General features: G+C 67.7%; 13 protein-coding genes and 1 pseudogene. 10 read left to right on the top strand and 4 right to left on the bottom strand.

What is annotated here, in order from left to right; all coding sequences use genetic code 11:
• Positions 1-359 (top strand): annotated as a pseudogene (locus ACEYYA_RS15505) (hypothetical protein); the annotation flags it as partial.
• Between the two features lie 72 nt (positions 360-431).
• On the opposite strand, the gene ACEYYA_RS15500 reads toward ACEYYA_RS15505, so the two are convergent.
• Entirely contained in the window at positions 432-1,292 is an 861-nt protein-coding gene (locus ACEYYA_RS15500; protein WP_374801823.1) for an FkbM family methyltransferase, read from the bottom strand.
• 343 nt (positions 1,293-1,635) lie between these two features.
• On the opposite strand from ACEYYA_RS15500, the gene ACEYYA_RS15495 reads away from it, so the two are divergent.
• The 7 genes from ACEYYA_RS15495 to dtd all read left to right on the top strand — a co-directional run bounded on the left by ACEYYA_RS15495 (position 1,636) and on the right by dtd (position 8,947).
• Positions 1,636-2,556 (top strand): 5-bromo-4-chloroindolyl phosphate hydrolysis family protein, encoded by a 921-nt coding sequence (locus ACEYYA_RS15495; protein WP_374801822.1) that lies wholly within the window; start codon positions 1,636-1,638, stop codon positions 2,554-2,556.
• A 45-nt stretch (positions 2,557-2,601) separates the two neighbouring features.
• Positions 2,602-3,783: a toxic anion resistance protein gene (locus ACEYYA_RS15490; protein ID WP_374801821.1), complete on the top strand. Its 1,182-nt coding sequence runs from the start codon at positions 2,602-2,604 to the stop codon at positions 3,781-3,783.
• 34 nt (positions 3,784-3,817) lie between these two features.
• On the top strand, positions 3,818-4,768 hold the full coding sequence (locus ACEYYA_RS15485) for a DUF2927 domain-containing protein (RefSeq protein ID WP_374801820.1): 951 nt from the start codon (positions 3,818-3,820) through the stop codon (positions 4,766-4,768).
• Positions 4,769-4,780: 12 nt separating this feature from the next.
• Positions 4,781-5,956 (top strand): SPFH domain-containing protein, encoded by a 1,176-nt coding sequence (locus tag ACEYYA_RS15480; RefSeq protein ID WP_374801819.1) that lies wholly within the window; start codon positions 4,781-4,783, stop codon positions 5,954-5,956.
• A gap of 3 nt (positions 5,957-5,959) precedes the next feature.
• Positions 5,960-7,225, top strand: a complete 1,266-nt coding sequence (locus ACEYYA_RS15475; RefSeq protein WP_374801818.1) for a TFIIB-type zinc ribbon-containing protein — start codon at positions 5,960-5,962, stop codon at positions 7,223-7,225.
• 355 nt (positions 7,226-7,580) lie between these two features.
• Positions 7,581-8,501 (top strand): carbohydrate kinase family protein, encoded by a 921-nt coding sequence (locus ACEYYA_RS15470; protein WP_374801817.1) that lies wholly within the window; start codon positions 7,581-7,583, stop codon positions 8,499-8,501.
• Positions 8,498-8,947: a D-aminoacyl-tRNA deacylase gene (gene dtd / locus ACEYYA_RS15465; RefSeq protein WP_374801816.1), complete on the top strand. Its 450-nt coding sequence runs from the start codon at positions 8,498-8,500 to the stop codon at positions 8,945-8,947. Before ACEYYA_RS15470 ends, dtd begins: the two co-directional genes overlap by 4 nt.
• 576 nt (positions 8,948-9,523) lie before the next feature.
• Here dtd and trpA read toward each other — a convergent pair.
• Positions 9,524-10,318 carry a tryptophan synthase subunit alpha gene (gene trpA / locus ACEYYA_RS15460; protein WP_374801815.1) on the bottom strand — a complete coding sequence of 265 codons (795 nt, stop codon included), beginning with the start codon at positions 10,316-10,318 and terminating at the stop codon, positions 9,524-9,526.
• Positions 10,319-10,551: 233 nt separating this feature from the next.
• Between trpA and ACEYYA_RS15455 the strand changes: the two genes are divergently transcribed.
• Positions 10,552-11,787, top strand: a complete 1,236-nt coding sequence (locus tag ACEYYA_RS15455) for a GSCFA domain-containing protein (protein WP_374801814.1) — start codon at positions 10,552-10,554, stop codon at positions 11,785-11,787.
• Between the two features lie 330 nt (positions 11,788-12,117).
• On the opposite strand, the gene ACEYYA_RS15450 is transcribed toward ACEYYA_RS15455, so the two are convergent.
• Complete coding sequence (locus tag ACEYYA_RS15450) at positions 12,118-12,513, bottom strand: VOC family protein (protein WP_374801813.1); 396 nt, start codon at positions 12,511-12,513, stop codon at positions 12,118-12,120.
• Between the two features lie 174 nt (positions 12,514-12,687).
• Between ACEYYA_RS15450 and ychF the strand changes: the two genes are divergently transcribed.
• Entirely contained in the window at positions 12,688-13,785 is a 1,098-nt protein-coding gene (gene ychF, locus ACEYYA_RS15445; RefSeq protein WP_374801812.1) for a redox-regulated ATPase YchF, read from the top strand.
• A 59-nt stretch (positions 13,786-13,844) separates the two neighbouring features.
• On the opposite strand, the gene ACEYYA_RS15440 is transcribed toward ychF, so the two are convergent.
• Positions 13,845-14,465, bottom strand: coding sequence for an outer membrane protein (locus ACEYYA_RS15440; protein WP_374801811.1), 621 nt, complete (start codon positions 14,463-14,465; stop codon positions 13,845-13,847).
• Positions 14,466-15,959: the final 1,494 nt, after the last annotated feature.

Below are 15,959 nucleotides of genomic sequence, written 5' to 3'. Positions count from 1 at the left end.
AGCCTTACGGCGACCGGCCCGAGCGGGGTTCCTTCGGCGACCGCCCGCGCAAGCCTTACGGCGACCGTCCGCCGCGCACTGAGGGGTCCGAGGATCGGCCCCGGAAACCCTATGGAGACCGGCCCGAACGGGGCTCCTTCGGTGACCGCCCGCGCAAGCCCTACGGCGACCGCCCGCCGCGCGCCGAAGGGTCCGAGGATCGGCCTCGCAAGCCCTTTGCGGGCAAGCCCGGCGGTGCTGGCGGTAGCCGGTTCGGGGGCAAGCCGGGCGGCAAGCCCGGGTTCAAACCGGGTGGCAAGCCGGGTGGCCGTCCGGGGGGTAAGCCGGGGGGTAAGCCGCCCAGCCGTCCGCGCGGCTAAGCCCCGCCCAACCGCATCAAAAAAGGCCCGCCGGTAATCCCGGCGGGCCTTTTCCGTTGGGGCAGGACGATCTTAGCCCAGACGCGGCTCAGAGGTCGCATCACCCAGGGCCATGAAACTGTATCCGACATGCGGGTTTTTCTTCAGCGCGCGGGCCTCCTCGACGCTGGTGATCCGCACCAGACGGCCATCGTCATCCATCGCATAGACGCGCTTGCCCAGGCCCAGCAGATGCGCGGTCGGCGCGCAGGTCATGTCGTTGCCGTGATCCTCATACAAAAAGGCGCAGGCGCGCTGCATGGTCTGGGCGGCGCCGGTGATCGCCGCGATCTCGGCGCCCTCGACATCCAGCTTGATCAGGATCAGCCCCTCGGCTGGCGCATGATCGCGCACCAACGCGTCGATCGAGGTGGCGGGCACGCGCTCGGTCACGGCGCCGGGATCGGCGCTGATCGTGCGGCCGGCGTGATCGGCCCCCATGGTGAAGGACACGTAATCCGACGATCCATCCGACACCGCCTTCTTGACGACCGTGAACCGGTTATCATTGGCCGCGCGGTTGCGTTCCAGAATGGCGCCGGTCTCGGTTGACGGCTCGACGGCGACACAGGGCATGTCGACCGACAGCTTGACCGACCAGTAACCGAAGTTCGCGCCGCAATCCAGAAACAGCACCGGCTTTTCCTGCAACCGTTCGATGAACAGCGTCAGTTCGGATTCATAGTCGATCCCGGTCAGGACGTAATATTGCCAATAGGCATCACCGACCGGAAAGGTGAAGACCTGCCCGCGATCCAGCCGGGTCTGCGCCACCTCGGCCGCCTGCGCGGGGAACAGCGCGGTCGCGGCGCGCATGAAGGTGCGAAAGCCGCGGCGACGGATCGGGCGGGCCAGGGTCAGGTAGCTGCGGGCAAGGCTGGTGACGATGTTCATCGGTCCCTCGGGCTGGGTCGGGCCGCGTGCGGCCTGTCTGGGCTGCTTTTAGCCACTGCGCGATGCCGGTCAAGCTCCGATCCGAAGGGGACGTCGCCCGCCCCTTTCCCCCAGGCACCCGCCCGCATTCGCTTTCGCTTGGCGCGCGATGCGATTATAGTCTGTGACAAGGCAACCGGCGCGCGGCTTGCGCGTTAGACAACGGAAGCGAACGCAATGGGGGCGGGAATGTCGGAACGGATGACGCGGCGGCTGGCCTTCTGGCTGCTGATCTGGCTGACGCTTTACGCGGCGTTTTCGCCGTCATTCTGACGAACCCTTGGCAAGGCAGGCACGACCCGGCATGGCACAAAGATACGGCGGCAGGTTCAGCCCGAACGGCAATCCGAATGGCAATCGGCCGGGCGTGACGGTTGCGGCGCAAGGCCCCCGCCTGCCCGCGCGGCATCCGCTGGCCAGCCGGGTGAAGTGGCTGGTCATCGCCGCGATCCCTTTTCTGCTGACCGCCTTTTCGCAAGGCCCGGTCGGGCTGACGCTGGATCTGGCCGCCTTTGGCCTGATCGCGCTGTCGGCCTTCATGACGGCCGAGGGGCTGATCGCGGAAATGGCCTATAACGCGCGGCGCGTGGCCCGGCGTCCGGCGCTGCCGCGCAAGGGGCTGGGCGCGATCCTGACCGGCCTTGGTCTGGGGATCGGCGCCTATGTTCCCGCCGGGGTCGATCCGGGCACCCTGGGTGCGGGAACGGTGGGGGCGGTGCTGATCGGCATCGTCGGCACCGCGCTGCACATGCTGTGCTTTGGTCCCGACCCGATGCGCGACAAGGGGGCCGAGGGCATCGACATGGCCCAGCAGGACCGCGTGGCCCGCGCCATCGCCGAGGGTGAGGGCTATCTGGCGCAGATGCGTGACGCCATCATGCGCGTCAACGACCGCCGGCTGGAGGCGCGCGTCGATCTGTTCGCCGCGACCGCGCGCGATCTGTTCCGCCGGATCGAGGATGATCCCACCGATCTGGCCAATGCACGCCGCTATCTGGGCGTTTATCTGCTGGGCGCGCGCGATGCCACCGTCAAGTTCGCCGATCTTTACGCCGCCACCCGAGATCCGAAAATCCTGAACGATTACGAACAGTTGCTGTCCGATCTTGAGGGGAACTATACGACCCGCTCGCGCGCCCTGATCGAGGGCGGGCGCAGCGATCTGACCATCGAAATCGACGTTCTGCGCGAACGTCTGGACCGCGAAGGCATCGCCCCGCGCTAACCGCCCACCTTTGCGCCCGACCGGGGCCACCCTGAAAGGATGACCATGACCGAGACCACCCGCGCCACCGCCACCGCCCGCCTGCCCGAGCTGGAACAGATCACCGGCACCGTCCTGCCCGAACCCGCCCGCGAGGTCGTGGCGCTGGATCAGGCCCCGGCCCCCGTTGCCGACGAGATTCGCAAGCGCATGGCCGAGATCGACCTGACCAATACCGGCTCGATCATCTATTTCGGATCGCGCGCCCAAGGCGAATTGCAGACGATCAGCCAGGAAATGCTGGCCGATGTGAAGAACAAGGACGTCGGCCCGGCGGGCGACAGCCTGCGCGACATCGTGACGGCCATCCGCGGCTTTTCGGTCAGCGAACTGGACGTTCGCCGCGAACGCACCTGGTGGGAACGCCTGCTGGGCCGCACCGCGCCCTTTGCCAAGTTCGTCGCCCGCTATGAGGATGTGCAGACCCAGATCGACCGCGTGTCGAACGACCTTTTGAACCACGAACACCGGCTGCTGAAGGATATCAAGTCGCTGGACGTGCTGTACGAACGCACGCTGGATTTCTATGATGAACTGGCGCTGTATATCGCCGCCGGCGAGGAAAAGCTGCGCGAGGTGGACGCCACCGTGATCCCCGCCAAGGAGGCCGAGGTCGAGGCCGCGCCCGAGGATCAGAAGATCCTGCGCGCCCAGGAATTGCGCGATCTGCGCGCCGCGCGCGACGATCTGGAACGCCGCGTCCATGACCTGAAGCTGACCCGGCAGGTGACGATGCAGTCGCTGCCCTCGATCCGGCTGGTGCAGGAAAATGACAAGTCGCTGGTGACCAAGATCAACTCGACGCTGGTGAACACCGTGCCGCTGTGGGAAACCCAGCTGGCGCAGGCGGTGACGATCCAGCGCAGCCATGAGGCGGCGCGCGCCGTCAAGGGCGCGACCGATCTGACCAATGACCTGCTGACCTCGAACGCCAAGAACCTGCGTCAGGCCAACCAGGCGATCCGCACCGAGATGGAGCGCGGCATCTTCGACATCGAGGCCGTGAAAACCGCCAATGCCGAACTGATCGCCACGATCGAGGACAGCCTGCGCATCGCGGATGAGGGCAAGACCCGCCGTGCCGCCGCCGAGGCCGACCTTCAGGTGCTGGAAACCGAACTGCGCGACACGCTGGCCTCGGCCCGTGCGCGCCAGCCGGAAGCCACCGGCGCGCAGCCGCGGGCCTGACCGGATGCGCGGCGCGGTCACCGGTATTGGGCGTTTGCTGCTGGCGCTGCCGCTGATCGCGGCGGCGGGCTGCATGCACGCGCCCGCCGATCCCGCGCCGCGCCCCGCGCCCAAGGTGGTCACGCCGCCGCCTGACGCAAACCCCGCCCCGCCGCCTGCCGCCGATAAGCCCTCCGCCAGCGAAACGACCGCCGCGCCCTCGGCCCGGTCGGCCGAGATCGCGGCCTTTTACCGAAAGGCCGAGGCCGACCTGCGCGCCCGTGGCCATCTGCGCCGCGACCGGGGCGCGGGGATGACCGTCAGCCGCGAGGATCTGGTGCGCGACTTCATGGCGATCGCCTTTCACGATGAACCGCCCGGCAGCAGCCCCGTCCCCGCGCCGCTGCGCCGCTGGTCCGAGCCGGTGCGCGTCGGCCTGACCTTTGGCGACAGCGTGCCGCCTGCGCAGCGCATCCGAGACCGGCGCGATGTCGTCGATCTTCTGGATCGGCTGGCGCGCGCCAGCGGCCATTCCGTCAGCCTGACCGGCGAGACGGGCAACATCGACGTGTTCTTCGTGTCGGAGGACGAACGCCCCGCCCTGCGCAAGGAGCTGGCGCGCCGCCTGCCCGGCCTTCCCGCCGCCGATCTGGACCGCATCCTGTCCATGCCCCGGTCGCTGTTCTGCGCCGCCTATGCCTGGGGCCGCGACGGGCGCGCCGATTACGCCCAGGCCGTCGTGCTGATCCGCGCCGAACACCCGACCCTGCTGCGCCAGTCCTGCATCCATGAGGAAATCGCGCAGTCGATGGGCCTTGCCGCCGACAGCTATGACGCGCGCCCCTCGATCTTCAACGATGATGAGGAATTCGCCCTGCTGACCCAGCACGACGAAACCCTGCTGCGCATCCTATACGACCCCCGCCTGACCCCTGGCATGAACGCCGAACAGGCGCTGCCCATTGTCCAGACCATCGCCGCCGAATTGACCGGCGCGACCAGCTAAACAGAGGTGCGAATGTCCTTTCTGAACATGTTCACCGGCGAGTTCATCGACGTCATCGCCTGGACCGACGACACCCGCGACACGATGGTGTGGCGGTTCGAGACCCGCGGCAACGCCATCAAATACGGCGCCAAGCTGACCGTGCGCGAAGGCCAGGCGGCGGTCTTTGTGCATGAGGGCCAGATCGCCGATGTGTTCGGCCCCGGCCTTTACATGCTGGAAACCAACAACCTGCCGGTGCTGACCACCCTGCAACACTGGGACCACGGCTTCCGCAGCCCGTTCAAATCGGAAATCTACTTCGTCAACACGACGCGCTTCAACAACCAGAAATGGGGCACGCGCAACCCGATCATGACGCGCGACCCCGAAATCGGGCCGGTGCGGCTGCGCGCCTTCGGCACCTATTCGATGCGCGTCACCGACCCGGCCAAGTTCATGGCCGAAATCGTCGGCACCGATGGTGAGTTCACCGCCGACGAGATCAGCTATCAGATCCGCAACGTCATCGTTCAGGCGTTTTCGCGGCTGATCGCGGGATCGAACATCCCGGTGCTGGACATGGCCGCCAATACCGACCAGCTGGGCAAGATGGTGGCGCAGTCGATCACCCCGATCATCGCCGCCTATGGCATCTCGATCCCCGAGTTCTACATCGAGAACATCAGCCTGCCCGATGACGTCGAAAAGATGCTGGACAAGCGGTCGTCGATGGGAATCGTCGGGGATCTGAACCGGTTCGGGCAATATGCGGCCTCTGATGCGCTGCTGAACAATCCCGGCGCAGGCGGCGGCTTTGGCGCCGCGATCGGTGCGGGCATGGGCATGGCCATGGGCAATCAGATGGCCGGTGGCCGCAGCGGTCCCTGGGGTGCCGCACCCGCCGAGATGACCCCGCAGGCGCTGCCGCCCGCGCAGGGCGCCGGCGCCCCGCCGCCCCTGCCCGCCCCCAAGAGCGTGGAAACGGTCTGGCACATCGCCCGCGACGGCCAGTCCGAGGGGCCCTATGGCCGCGCCCATCTGGGCCGTCTGGTCGCCAGCGGCCAGTTCAGCCGCGACACGCTGGTCTGGTCGCCCGGCATGGATGGCTGGCACGAGGCCGAGGAGATCGCCGAACTGGGCCAGTTGTTCACCATCGCCCCCCCGCCGCCGCCGCTGCCGAAGCCCAAGGCCCCCAGCCAGGACTAGGCCATGCCCAAGGCCCAGTCCTATCGCTATCCCTGCGACAGTTGCGGATCGGCGTTGTCGTTTCAGCCGGGGCAGGCACAACTGACCTGCCCCTATTGCGGCCACCGCCAACGCATCCCGCCGGACCCGACGGCGCGCACCCAACCCGTTGATCCCGCCAGCCCCGCCGCCCCCGGCGACCGTATCGGCGATCACGATCACCGCATGTGGGACGACCATGGCCGCCCCCTGCAATGGGAAGCGGGCCGCAAGTTTCAAGGCCTGGTCGAGATCGACCTGGCGCGCGGTCTGGACATGGACCTGCCGGCGGAAGCGGTCGAGGACGTGCGGATGCTGTCCTGCCCCAATTGCGGGGCCAAGGTCGAAATCAACGGCCCGACCCATGCCACCGCCTGCCCGTTCTGCGCCACGCCCGTGGTGATGGACACCGGCGCCACCCGGCAGATCAAGCCGCAGGGCGTCATCCCTTTCGTGCTGACCGAGGCGGAAGCCCGCGCCCAATTGGGCAAATGGCTGGGCAGCCTGTGGTTCGCGCCCAATGATGTCGTCGAATATTCGCGCAAGGGCCGCCGCCTGACCGGCGTCTACACGCCGTTCTGGACCTTCGATGCGGATACGACATCGGCCTATCAGGGGCTGCGGGGCGATTATTACTATGAAACCGAATGGGTGACGGTGATCGTCGATGGCCGCCGCGAACAGCGCCAGCAGCAGGTGCGCAAGACCCGCTGGAGCCGCACCCGTGGCCGCGTCGCGCGCCATTTCAACGACATCCTGGTGCTGGCCGCGCAATCGCTGCCCAAGACCCATACCGACGCGCTTGCGCCCTGGGATCTGGCCGGGCTGGTCGCTTATCGCCCCGATTACCTGTCGGGCTTTGAATCCGAGGGCTATACCGTGCCGCTGGCCGATGGCCACCGCTACGCGCGCGAGGAAATGGCCCATGTCATTGCCATGGATGTGCGCCGTGACATCGGCGGCGACGAACAGCGGATCGAGGCCATCGACACGCGCCACGCCGATGAGACCTTCAAGCATGTGCTGCTGCCGATCTGGACCGCCGCCTATCGCTATGGCGGGCGCAGCTATCGGTTCGTGGTCAACGGCCAGTCGGGCCGGGTGCAGGGCGAGCGGCCCTATTCGCGCTGGAAGATCGCGCTTGCGGTGATCGGCGCGATGATCCTGTTCGCGCTGATCTTTGCGGTGATGCAGGCGCAGGACGGCGGCATCAGTATCGGCAATGGGCGGATGCTGATCCCCGGCTATTGAGGCGCCGGATGGTCACGGGCCGTGGCGCTGACGCTGCTGCCGGATCGTGACGCGGCGATCCCCGCATCTTTCGGCCGTGCCAACCCGCTGCGTCAGCCCCGCGGCCGGTTCCGGCCGCCATGGCCCTGGGCTTTGGGCGGGCCGCTTGCCCGCTCCCGGCGTGATGCCGTGGCGCTTGGCCTTTGCCGCCCGCCCCGACCCGCGCGGCCATGCAGCTTGCGCTTGCCGCTCAGCACCTGCCCCTCGTCAGGCTCCGTTCTTCCGCGCCCCTTGCACCGTGCCGCCTGTCCCGCCTCCTCGGGCCTTGACTTGGCTGCGCCGCTCTGGCCCCTTGGCCGAAAAATGAGGGCTTTTCATGATCCTGTGCTGCGGCGAATCCCTTATCGACATGCTGCCCCGCGACAGCCGACAGGGCGAAGCGGCCTTTGCCCCCTATGTCGGCGGCTCGGTGTTCAACACCGCCATCGCGCTTGGCCGCCTGGGGGCGCGGGTCGGCTTTTTCTCGGGCATTTCGACCGATCTTTTCGGGCAGATGCTGACCAAGGCCCTGGCCGATGCCCATGTCGACAGCGCCACCGCGCTGCGGTCGGGCAGGCCCACGACGCTGGCCTTTGTCACGCTGGTCGATGGCCATGCCCGCTATGCCTTCTACGATGAGGGCACGGCGGGGCGGATGCTGACCGACCACGATCTGCCCGCCCTGCCCGATGATCTGTGCGCCTGTTTCTTCGGCGGCATCAGCCTGATGGTGGAGCCCTGCGCGGGCGCCTATGAGGCACTGGCGGCGCGCGCCCATGCGGCCGGCAAGGTGGTGATGATCGACCCCAACATCCGCCCCGGTTTCATCCACGATCCCCAAGGCTATCGCGCCCGTCTGGGCCGGATGCTGGCGATGGCCGATGTCGTCAAGATCTCGGATGAGGATCTGGACTGGATCACCGGCAAGGCCGGAGCCGAGGGCGTGGCGATGCTGATGGCCGAGGGGCCGAAGCTGGTGTTCCTGACCGTGGGCGCCGAGGGCGCGGTCGCCTATGGCCCGCAAGGCGCGGTGCAGCGCCCGGCGCGGCGGGTCGCGGTGGCCGATACCGTGGGCGCGGGCGACACGTTCAACGCCGGCGTGCTGGCTGCTCTGGCCGAGGCCGGCGCGCTGGATCGCGCAACGCTGGCCGCCGCCGGACCCGAGGTTCTGGCCGCCGCACTGGATCTGGGCATCAAGGCCGCCGCCGTCACCGTCTCGCGCCCCGGCGCGAACCCGCCCTGGCGGTCGGAATTGTGAGGGCGCTGATCCAACGCGTCCATCAGGCGCGCGTCACCGTTGCGGGCCGCGAAACCGGCGCGATCGGTCCGGGGCTGCTGATCCTGATCTGCGCCATGCAGGGCGACACGCTGGCCGAGGCCAAATCCATGGCCGCGCGCATCGCCAAGCTGCGGATCTTTCGGGATGAGGCGGGCAAGATGAACCGCTCCGTCATCGACACCGGCGGTGCCTGTCTGGTGGTCAGCCAGTTCACCCTTGCCGCCGACACCAGAAGCGGCAACCGCCCTGGTTTCTCGGCCGCCGCCGCGCCCGATCTGGGCCGCGCGTTGTACGAGGCCTTCGCCGTCGCACTGCGCGATCTGGGCCTGCCCGTCGCCATGGGCGAGTTCGGCGCGGATATGGATGTGGCCCTGGTCAATGCCGGGCCGGTCACGATCTGGCTGGACAGCGCCGACCGGGCATAGGGTCGCGCCCGGTGGCGGCTGCGGACGGGGGGCGCTGCCCCCCGCACCCCCCGGCGTATTTGGGCAAGAAAGAAGGGGATGCCGGGGGCGTTTGCCAAAGGCTTGGGCGCGGTCTGCGATCCCACGGGATGCGGGGTGAGGCATGACGGGTGACACGGGCGCGGGGTTGCCGCTGGGGGCTGGTCAGGTGGCATCAAACTTGGGCTTTCGCCGCGGCTCGGGGATGGGCGGCGAGGCAGTGACCTGTCGCCTGGCGATCGGCTGGACGAAGTGATGAGGCGCAACTCCGTCGCGCGTCACGCGACGAAAGGCCAGTCGCTCGGGTTACCGCACGGTGGCGGGTTGCGTGGCTTCAGCCCTGTGCCTTCGCTGCGTGACCGTCATTCTGGCGCAGTCGTCCATGCAGATTGGCGCGTGTTCGCCGTGGATTAGATGGATGGCCAACTGGTGTGCTCCGGCCCCGCTGAGGTGTGGGTTGATGGATGTCTGCGCGATGCCCATAGGCCGCCTTGCCTTCGCACCTTTGGGAACTCTGTTACGATGCAAGACGCCCGTGCTTACCGTGTCCGGCAGGCGTCAGCCGCGATGCGCGCCTTGGGCAAGCTCGGCGACGAAGGCCAGAACCTCATCGACGGGGCGCGCTTCGGCGATTTTCTTGACGATGGCGGATCCGACCACGCAGCCATCGGCCACACGGGCGACGGCCTCGGCGGCCTCGGGGGTGGCGATGCCAAAGCCCACGACGACCGGCAGACCGGCGGCGGCACGGATGCGGGCGACTTCGGGGGCGATATGGGAGGGGTCGGCGGCGGCGCCACCGGTGATGCCGGTTACGCTGACGTAATAGACAAATCCCGAGGTGTTCGCCACAACCGCTGGAAGTCGCGCGTCATCGGTGGTGGGCGTCGCCAGGCGGATGAAGTTCAGCCCGGCGGCGCGGGCGGGCAGGCAAAGCTCGGCGTCTTCCTCGGGTGGCAGGTCGACGACGATCAGGCCATCGACACCGGCGCGGGCAGCCTCGGCCAGGAAACGGTCGGTGCCGCGCGCGTAAATGGGGTTGTAATAGCCCATCAGCACGATCGGGGTGACGTCATCCCCCTCGCGGAAGGCGCGCACCATATCCAGCGTGCGGCTGACCGAGCCGCCAGCCGCCAGCGACCGATGCGCGGCCGCCTCGATCACCGGGCCATCGGCCATCGGATCGGTGAAGGGCATCCCCAGCTCGATCACATCGACCCCCGCACCCGGCAGACCACGCATCACCGCCAGTGCCGTATCGTGATCGGGATCGCCCGCCATGATATAGCTGACGAAAGCCTTGCGCCCCTGTTCGGCAAGTTCGGCAAAACGGCGGTCGATGCGGGTGGTCACGGCGGTTCCCTTTCGGCTGGTCGGCACCGATGTGCCAGCAGTGGCGGCCAAGCGCAAGTCACGGCGGCCAATGGCGCGAGATCGGCGCGGCCTAAACCATCCGCGTCCGCCACTATGGTGCCACATGACGATGCCAAAGCCTTGCGGCCGCTGATGATTTCGGGGCAAACTGGCCGCCGGCGGCGCCGGGTATCGCGTCGGGCCGCTGCACCGCGTGTCATCGGGGGGGCGTCATGGAAAAGGCCATCGTTCACACGTTCCAGACGACATCGCGCGACGGGCCAGAGTTCCGCACCTGGTTTCGTGGCGAACATACCCATTTCAACCCGGTGCGGGCGCGCATGTATGATCCGGGCGCGGTGCGCGAATGGGTGCTGAAGGGCTGGCTGCCCGACCGGCCGCTGATCACCCACGACACGCAGATCACCGCGTTTGGATCCTGCTTCGCGGCCAATATCTCGAACTGGTTGTCGCGCCGCCATTTCCGCGTGCTGACGCGCGAGGAAAGCGCGCGCCGCGCCTATGTCGTGGCCTTCGGCGAGGGGATGGTGAACAGTTTTGTCATCCGCCAACAGTTTGAATGGGCCTGGGAGGGTAAGGTCTTTGATCAGGCGCTGTGGCACGGATATGACGCGAAATCCTATGGTTACGACCCCGAAGTGCAGGCCGAGACGCGCCGCATCTTTGATGAGACCGACCTGTTCATCCTGACCTTCGGGCTGAGCGAGGTGTGGTATGACGAACCCACCGGCAATGTGTTCTGGCGCACGATTCCGAAGGACGCCTATGACCCCGCGCGCCACAAGTTCCGTGTCAGCTCGGTCGAGGAAAACGAGGCCAATATCCGCGCCATCCATGACCTGATCCGCAAGCACAGGCCCGATGCACGGATCATCATCACGCTGTCGCCGATCCCGCTGATCGCGACCTTCCGCGACAATTCCTGTCTGACCTCCAACGCGGTGTCCAAGGCAATCCTGCGGGTGGCGATCGACAATGTGATGCGCGACCTGGGGCCCGAGGGGCATATCTTCTATTGGCCCTCTTATGAGCTGGTGACCGATATCTTTCACCTGCCCTACAAGCCCGACCGGCGCCATCCGCGCAATGAGGTGCTGGATTTCATCATGACCCAGTTCGAACATGTCTGGTGCGTCGAGACGCCCGACAACCCCGCGCCGCCGCTGGCCGAGGCCTGGGCCATCGCGTTGTCGGCGGCGGGCGATCTGCCCGATGTGGTGGGCGAGTATGTGCGCGGCCGCAAGCCCTGGCGGCTGCGGCAGATCCTGCGGTCGGGGACCGTGCTGGATCCCGACCCCGATGTGAACGCCGCCAAGCGCAAGCTGCTGGCGGATATCGTGCTGGGCTGGGCGGCTGCCGAAAAACCGCTGGCGGAGGGGCCAGAAGTGGCGCAGGGCCAGCCAGACCAAGGGCGCCAACCATCGCCAGACCCGGGCGAGCCATGCTGACAGCCCCCCGCGCCGCGTCCCGGTGACGGTTGCGATGTGCCGCCCTGCCCCGGCAGACCGCCCCCCATCACCTGCCCCGCACCCGCGGGGCGCGGTGCTGGCGCCCGGCCACAGGCCGCGCGAAGTTTGGCTGTCGCCTGCCGCGCACCCGCGCGGGGTGGTGCGCGCCACAGCGGATGGCCATGCCGTCGGGCGGCCCGTTCTCCCGGCGCATCCGCGTGCGGCTGTGCAAGGGGCGCGGCATGACCTTCGGTCTGACCGCCGATTTCCCCCCGCACCCCCGCGCAGGCATGCGCCCGGATCCGTCATGATGCCGCCCATGGTCGCTGCCTATTGTGTCCAGGCCTCACATGCCGATGCGCCGCGTTCGGCGACGGCGACCAGCCAGTTGGTGCCAAACCGGTCGCAGCACATCCCGAACTCTCGCATCGGTTCCATCGCGCCCCAGGGCCAGATGATCGCCCCGCCATCGGATAGGGTATCGAACAGCGCCCGCGCCCGATCGCGGTCAGGCTCATCATGGCCGATGAAGGCGCCCTGCATCCGCCCCATGTCGACGCCATCGGGGTAATCCGATCCCGACACGACCGACCGCCCGTCATGCACCACCTCGGCCAGGAAAATCCCGGCGCTGTGGGCGTAATCATCGCCCCCTTCGGACACGGGCATGTCGGCATAGCGCAGAAACCGGGCCTGGCCGCCGAAAACGCCGGCATAAAAGGTCATCGCCGCGCGGCACTGACCCTGAAAGAAAAGGTGTGGAACAAACATCGAACCCTCACGCGCAACCGAATCATCGTCAGACTAGGCCATGCCGATGAAGGACCGGTTAACACCGTCTGACTTGCGCGCGCGCAGCCACGCGCCTAGAAGGCCCGAAACGCAAGGAAAGGGCGCATCATGGGCTTTCGCATGGGGATCGTGGGCTTGCCGAATGTCGGCAAATCGACGCTGTTCAACGCGCTGACGCGCACCGCCGCGGCGCAGGCCGCCAACTTCCCTTTCTGCACGATCGAGCCGAACGTGGGCGAGGTCGGCGTGCCCGACCCCCGGCTGGACAGCCTGGCCGCCATCGCCGGGTCCAAGCAGATCATCCCGACCCGCATCACCTTTGTCGACATCGCCGGCCTCGTCAAAGGCGCCAGCAAAGGCGAGGGCCTGGGCAATCAGTTCCTGGCCAACATCCGCGAGGTTGACGCCATCGCCCATGTGCTGCGCTGTTTCGAGGACGGCGACATCACCCATGTCGAGGGTCGCGTCGATCCGATCGAGGATGCCGAAACCATCGAGACCGAGCTGATGCTGGCCGATCTGGAATCGATCGAACGCCGCCGGGCCAATCTGGCGCGCAAGCTGAAGGGCAATGACAAGGAGGCCGCCGATCAGGATCGCCTGCTGGCCATGGCGCAGGCGGCGCTGGAAAACGGCCAGCCCGCGCGCAGCGTCAAGGTGGCCGATGACGATGCCCGCGCATGGGGCCAGTTACAGCTTTTGACAGCTAAGCCCGTGCTTTACGTCTGCAATGTGGAAGAAGCTGCGGCCGCCGAAGGCAACAGCCAATCCGCCCGCGTGGCCGAAATGGCGCGCGCCCAAGGGGCGGGCCACGTCGTGATCTCGGCCCGGATCGAGGAAGAACTTTCGCAACTGGCCGATGACGAATCCGCCATGTTCCTTGAGGAAATGGGCCTGCATGAGGCCGGCCTCGACCGGCTGATCCGCGCGGGCTACGACCTGTTGGGCTTGCAGACCTATTTCACCGTCGGCCCGAAAGAGGCCCGCGCCTGGACGATCCGCAAGGGCACGCTGGCCCCGCAGGCGGCAGGCGTCATCCATGGCGACTTTGAAAAGGGGTTCATCCGCGCCGAAACCATCGCCTTTGACGATTACGTCACCCACAAGGGTGAGGCCGGCGCGCGCGAGGCGGGCAAGTTCCGCGTCGAGGGCAAGAGCTATGAGGTCAAGGACGGGGACGTCCTGCATTTCCTGTTCAACACCTGACGAAAAAAGGGGCGCCACTTGGGCGCCCCAGTCGTCAGGCGGTTCAGGATAAAGGACGGTCAGAACCGGAACGAGACATTCGCCCCGATCGTGGTGGCATCCAGAGAACGCCCTTTGGTGTTGTCGATGTCCTTGAAATTGTGGCGCAGAACCTCGGCGCCGACCATGATGTTCTCGGCCGCGCGGTATTTCACGCCGACACCGTAGACCAGGCCGGTTTCCTTCAGATCACCGCCATTGGCCGCTGCATTCTCCAGCGTCAGACGCTCGGCGCCGACAGTGGCATAGGGCAGGAAATCGCCCGCGTCATAGCCGGCCAGGGCCTTGGCGCGCAGCATGCTGCCATCGGCGCTGATACCGCCCAGCTTGGCCTTGGCCAGCTTGTCATAGGACAGCTCACCGCCCAGCACGAACTGGCCCATGTCCTGCATGTAACCGGCGTGCAGACCATAGGTCGTGCCGTCGAACTTGGGCTGGGTGCCGCTGGTTTTCAGCTTGCCGTTGGCCTTGCCGGCCTGCGCGCCCATGTAAAAGCCGGTCCAGTCCGAGGGGTCGACCTGATATTCGGTCACCACCGGCATGGCCAGCACCGGATCGGCGGCGGGCGCGGCCAGGCTGCCGGCACTGGCGAAACCGGCGGACGCCATCAGGGCCATCGGGATCAGGAACAGGGATTTCATCTGCATCTCCTTGGGTTGCTCGATGGCGCCAATCTGCCGCAACGGGCGGCGAATGTCGCATCACAGCGCGTCGCGGCCGAACACCTTGGCCGCACCGGCCCGCGACGGCGCGTGAGGCGGATGCAGATTTGGTGGAGGATCTCGCGGGTTTGTGAAGGCCGCGTTGACGGGCGGTCGGACTGCGGCCTGAGGGTCGGCGGGCATGGCCTGGCGGCGCCCACCGGCCCCGTCGCGGCACGGACGTTGCCCATCAGCACCCGCGGCCCGAGTCGCTGGGCCAGGCGCCTTGCCCGCCCCCGGATTCGCCGGTGGCCTGCCCCTATCGGACCGGCTTTCGGCGCCTTCCCCGGCGGATCAGGGGGGCGATGCGGTGCCGTGCGACAGGCCACCGCCGCCTCCGCACGGGCCGGGCGCGCCCCGATCAACGCGGCCTGTCGGCACCGCCATCGGGTCTGGTGGCCGCCACGCCCGGATGCGGCGCCGGCCCCGGCCGATCCTGCGGTTCGTTCCCGGACAGACGCAACCGTGCGCCGCCTGCTGGGCAGTTGCGCCTGTCGCGCGGCGGCTGTCAGCCACGCCGGGCGCCGCGCACGGACGGCGTGGCAACCGGGTGGATCATCGCCGCAACATGCCTGCGCGCGTGATCCCGGCACGTCACCATCTGGCGAATGGCTGCGCCGCGCATGATGCCCGAGAAACATCCACGTCGCGGCCCGATGCCACGGCGCCCGTGCGCCCGAGACCGACACCGGGGCGCGTCATCGAAGGGCGCCGCCCGCCTGACGTCATCTGCTGCGACATGACCCGCACAGGCCCGACCGCGTTCCTTTGACGCGCAACGCCCGCATCCTCGGGCCGACGCCGCGCCGCGACCGTTGCGTGCGGATCGTGGGTCTGTCTGACCGGCCCAACGTTTGACGGACGCTGGCTCGCCGCCGCCATGCGGGCGCGTCGGGCCGACTGGGCGGGCGTGCAGTGGGGCGCGGTACATGTCGCGCCGTGGCTGTGGTGCCGCGATCAGCGCCCGGCGCCCGGGATGACCATCGTCCGACTGGGTAAGGCGTTCGCCCCCTCGGCTGCCTGACGACAAGCAGGCGCCCGCTGTTCAGCGCGGCGCACCGACAGCGGCCGCCACCCGGACGCCGACACACGTGCGATCATTTTCGCCACTAAGCGCGACAATGCCCGCATGACCCATGTTGTCCATGATGGCGCCAAGCCGTTGGTGCTGGCCTGCCCGGCCCGGCCCGTGAACGCCTGTCGGGGCGGTTCCAGCGAAACAGGGCCGGACAGCGCCGGTCGCAGCCGTGATGGCCGTCACGTCAACCTGCTGTCTGCTGGGCGGCCTATAACCTTGGCGTGCCGCCGGAAAGCGCCATTCACATCGGATGTCCCGCGTGACCCGGCAGGTGGACGCCGCGCCCCTGTGAACACCCGCTGTCACGCGACGCCCAAGAGAGGGCCAATTGACGACAGCCGCCACAAGCCAGCGGG

It is taken from the genome of Paracoccus zhouxuedongae, assembly GCF_041927815.1.
In the GTDB taxonomy this organism is placed as follows: domain Bacteria; phylum Pseudomonadota; class Alphaproteobacteria; order Rhodobacterales; family Rhodobacteraceae; genus Paracoccus.
Note: the sequence above shows the minus strand (reverse complement) of the source record. Positions and strands in the feature narration are given on the sequence as shown.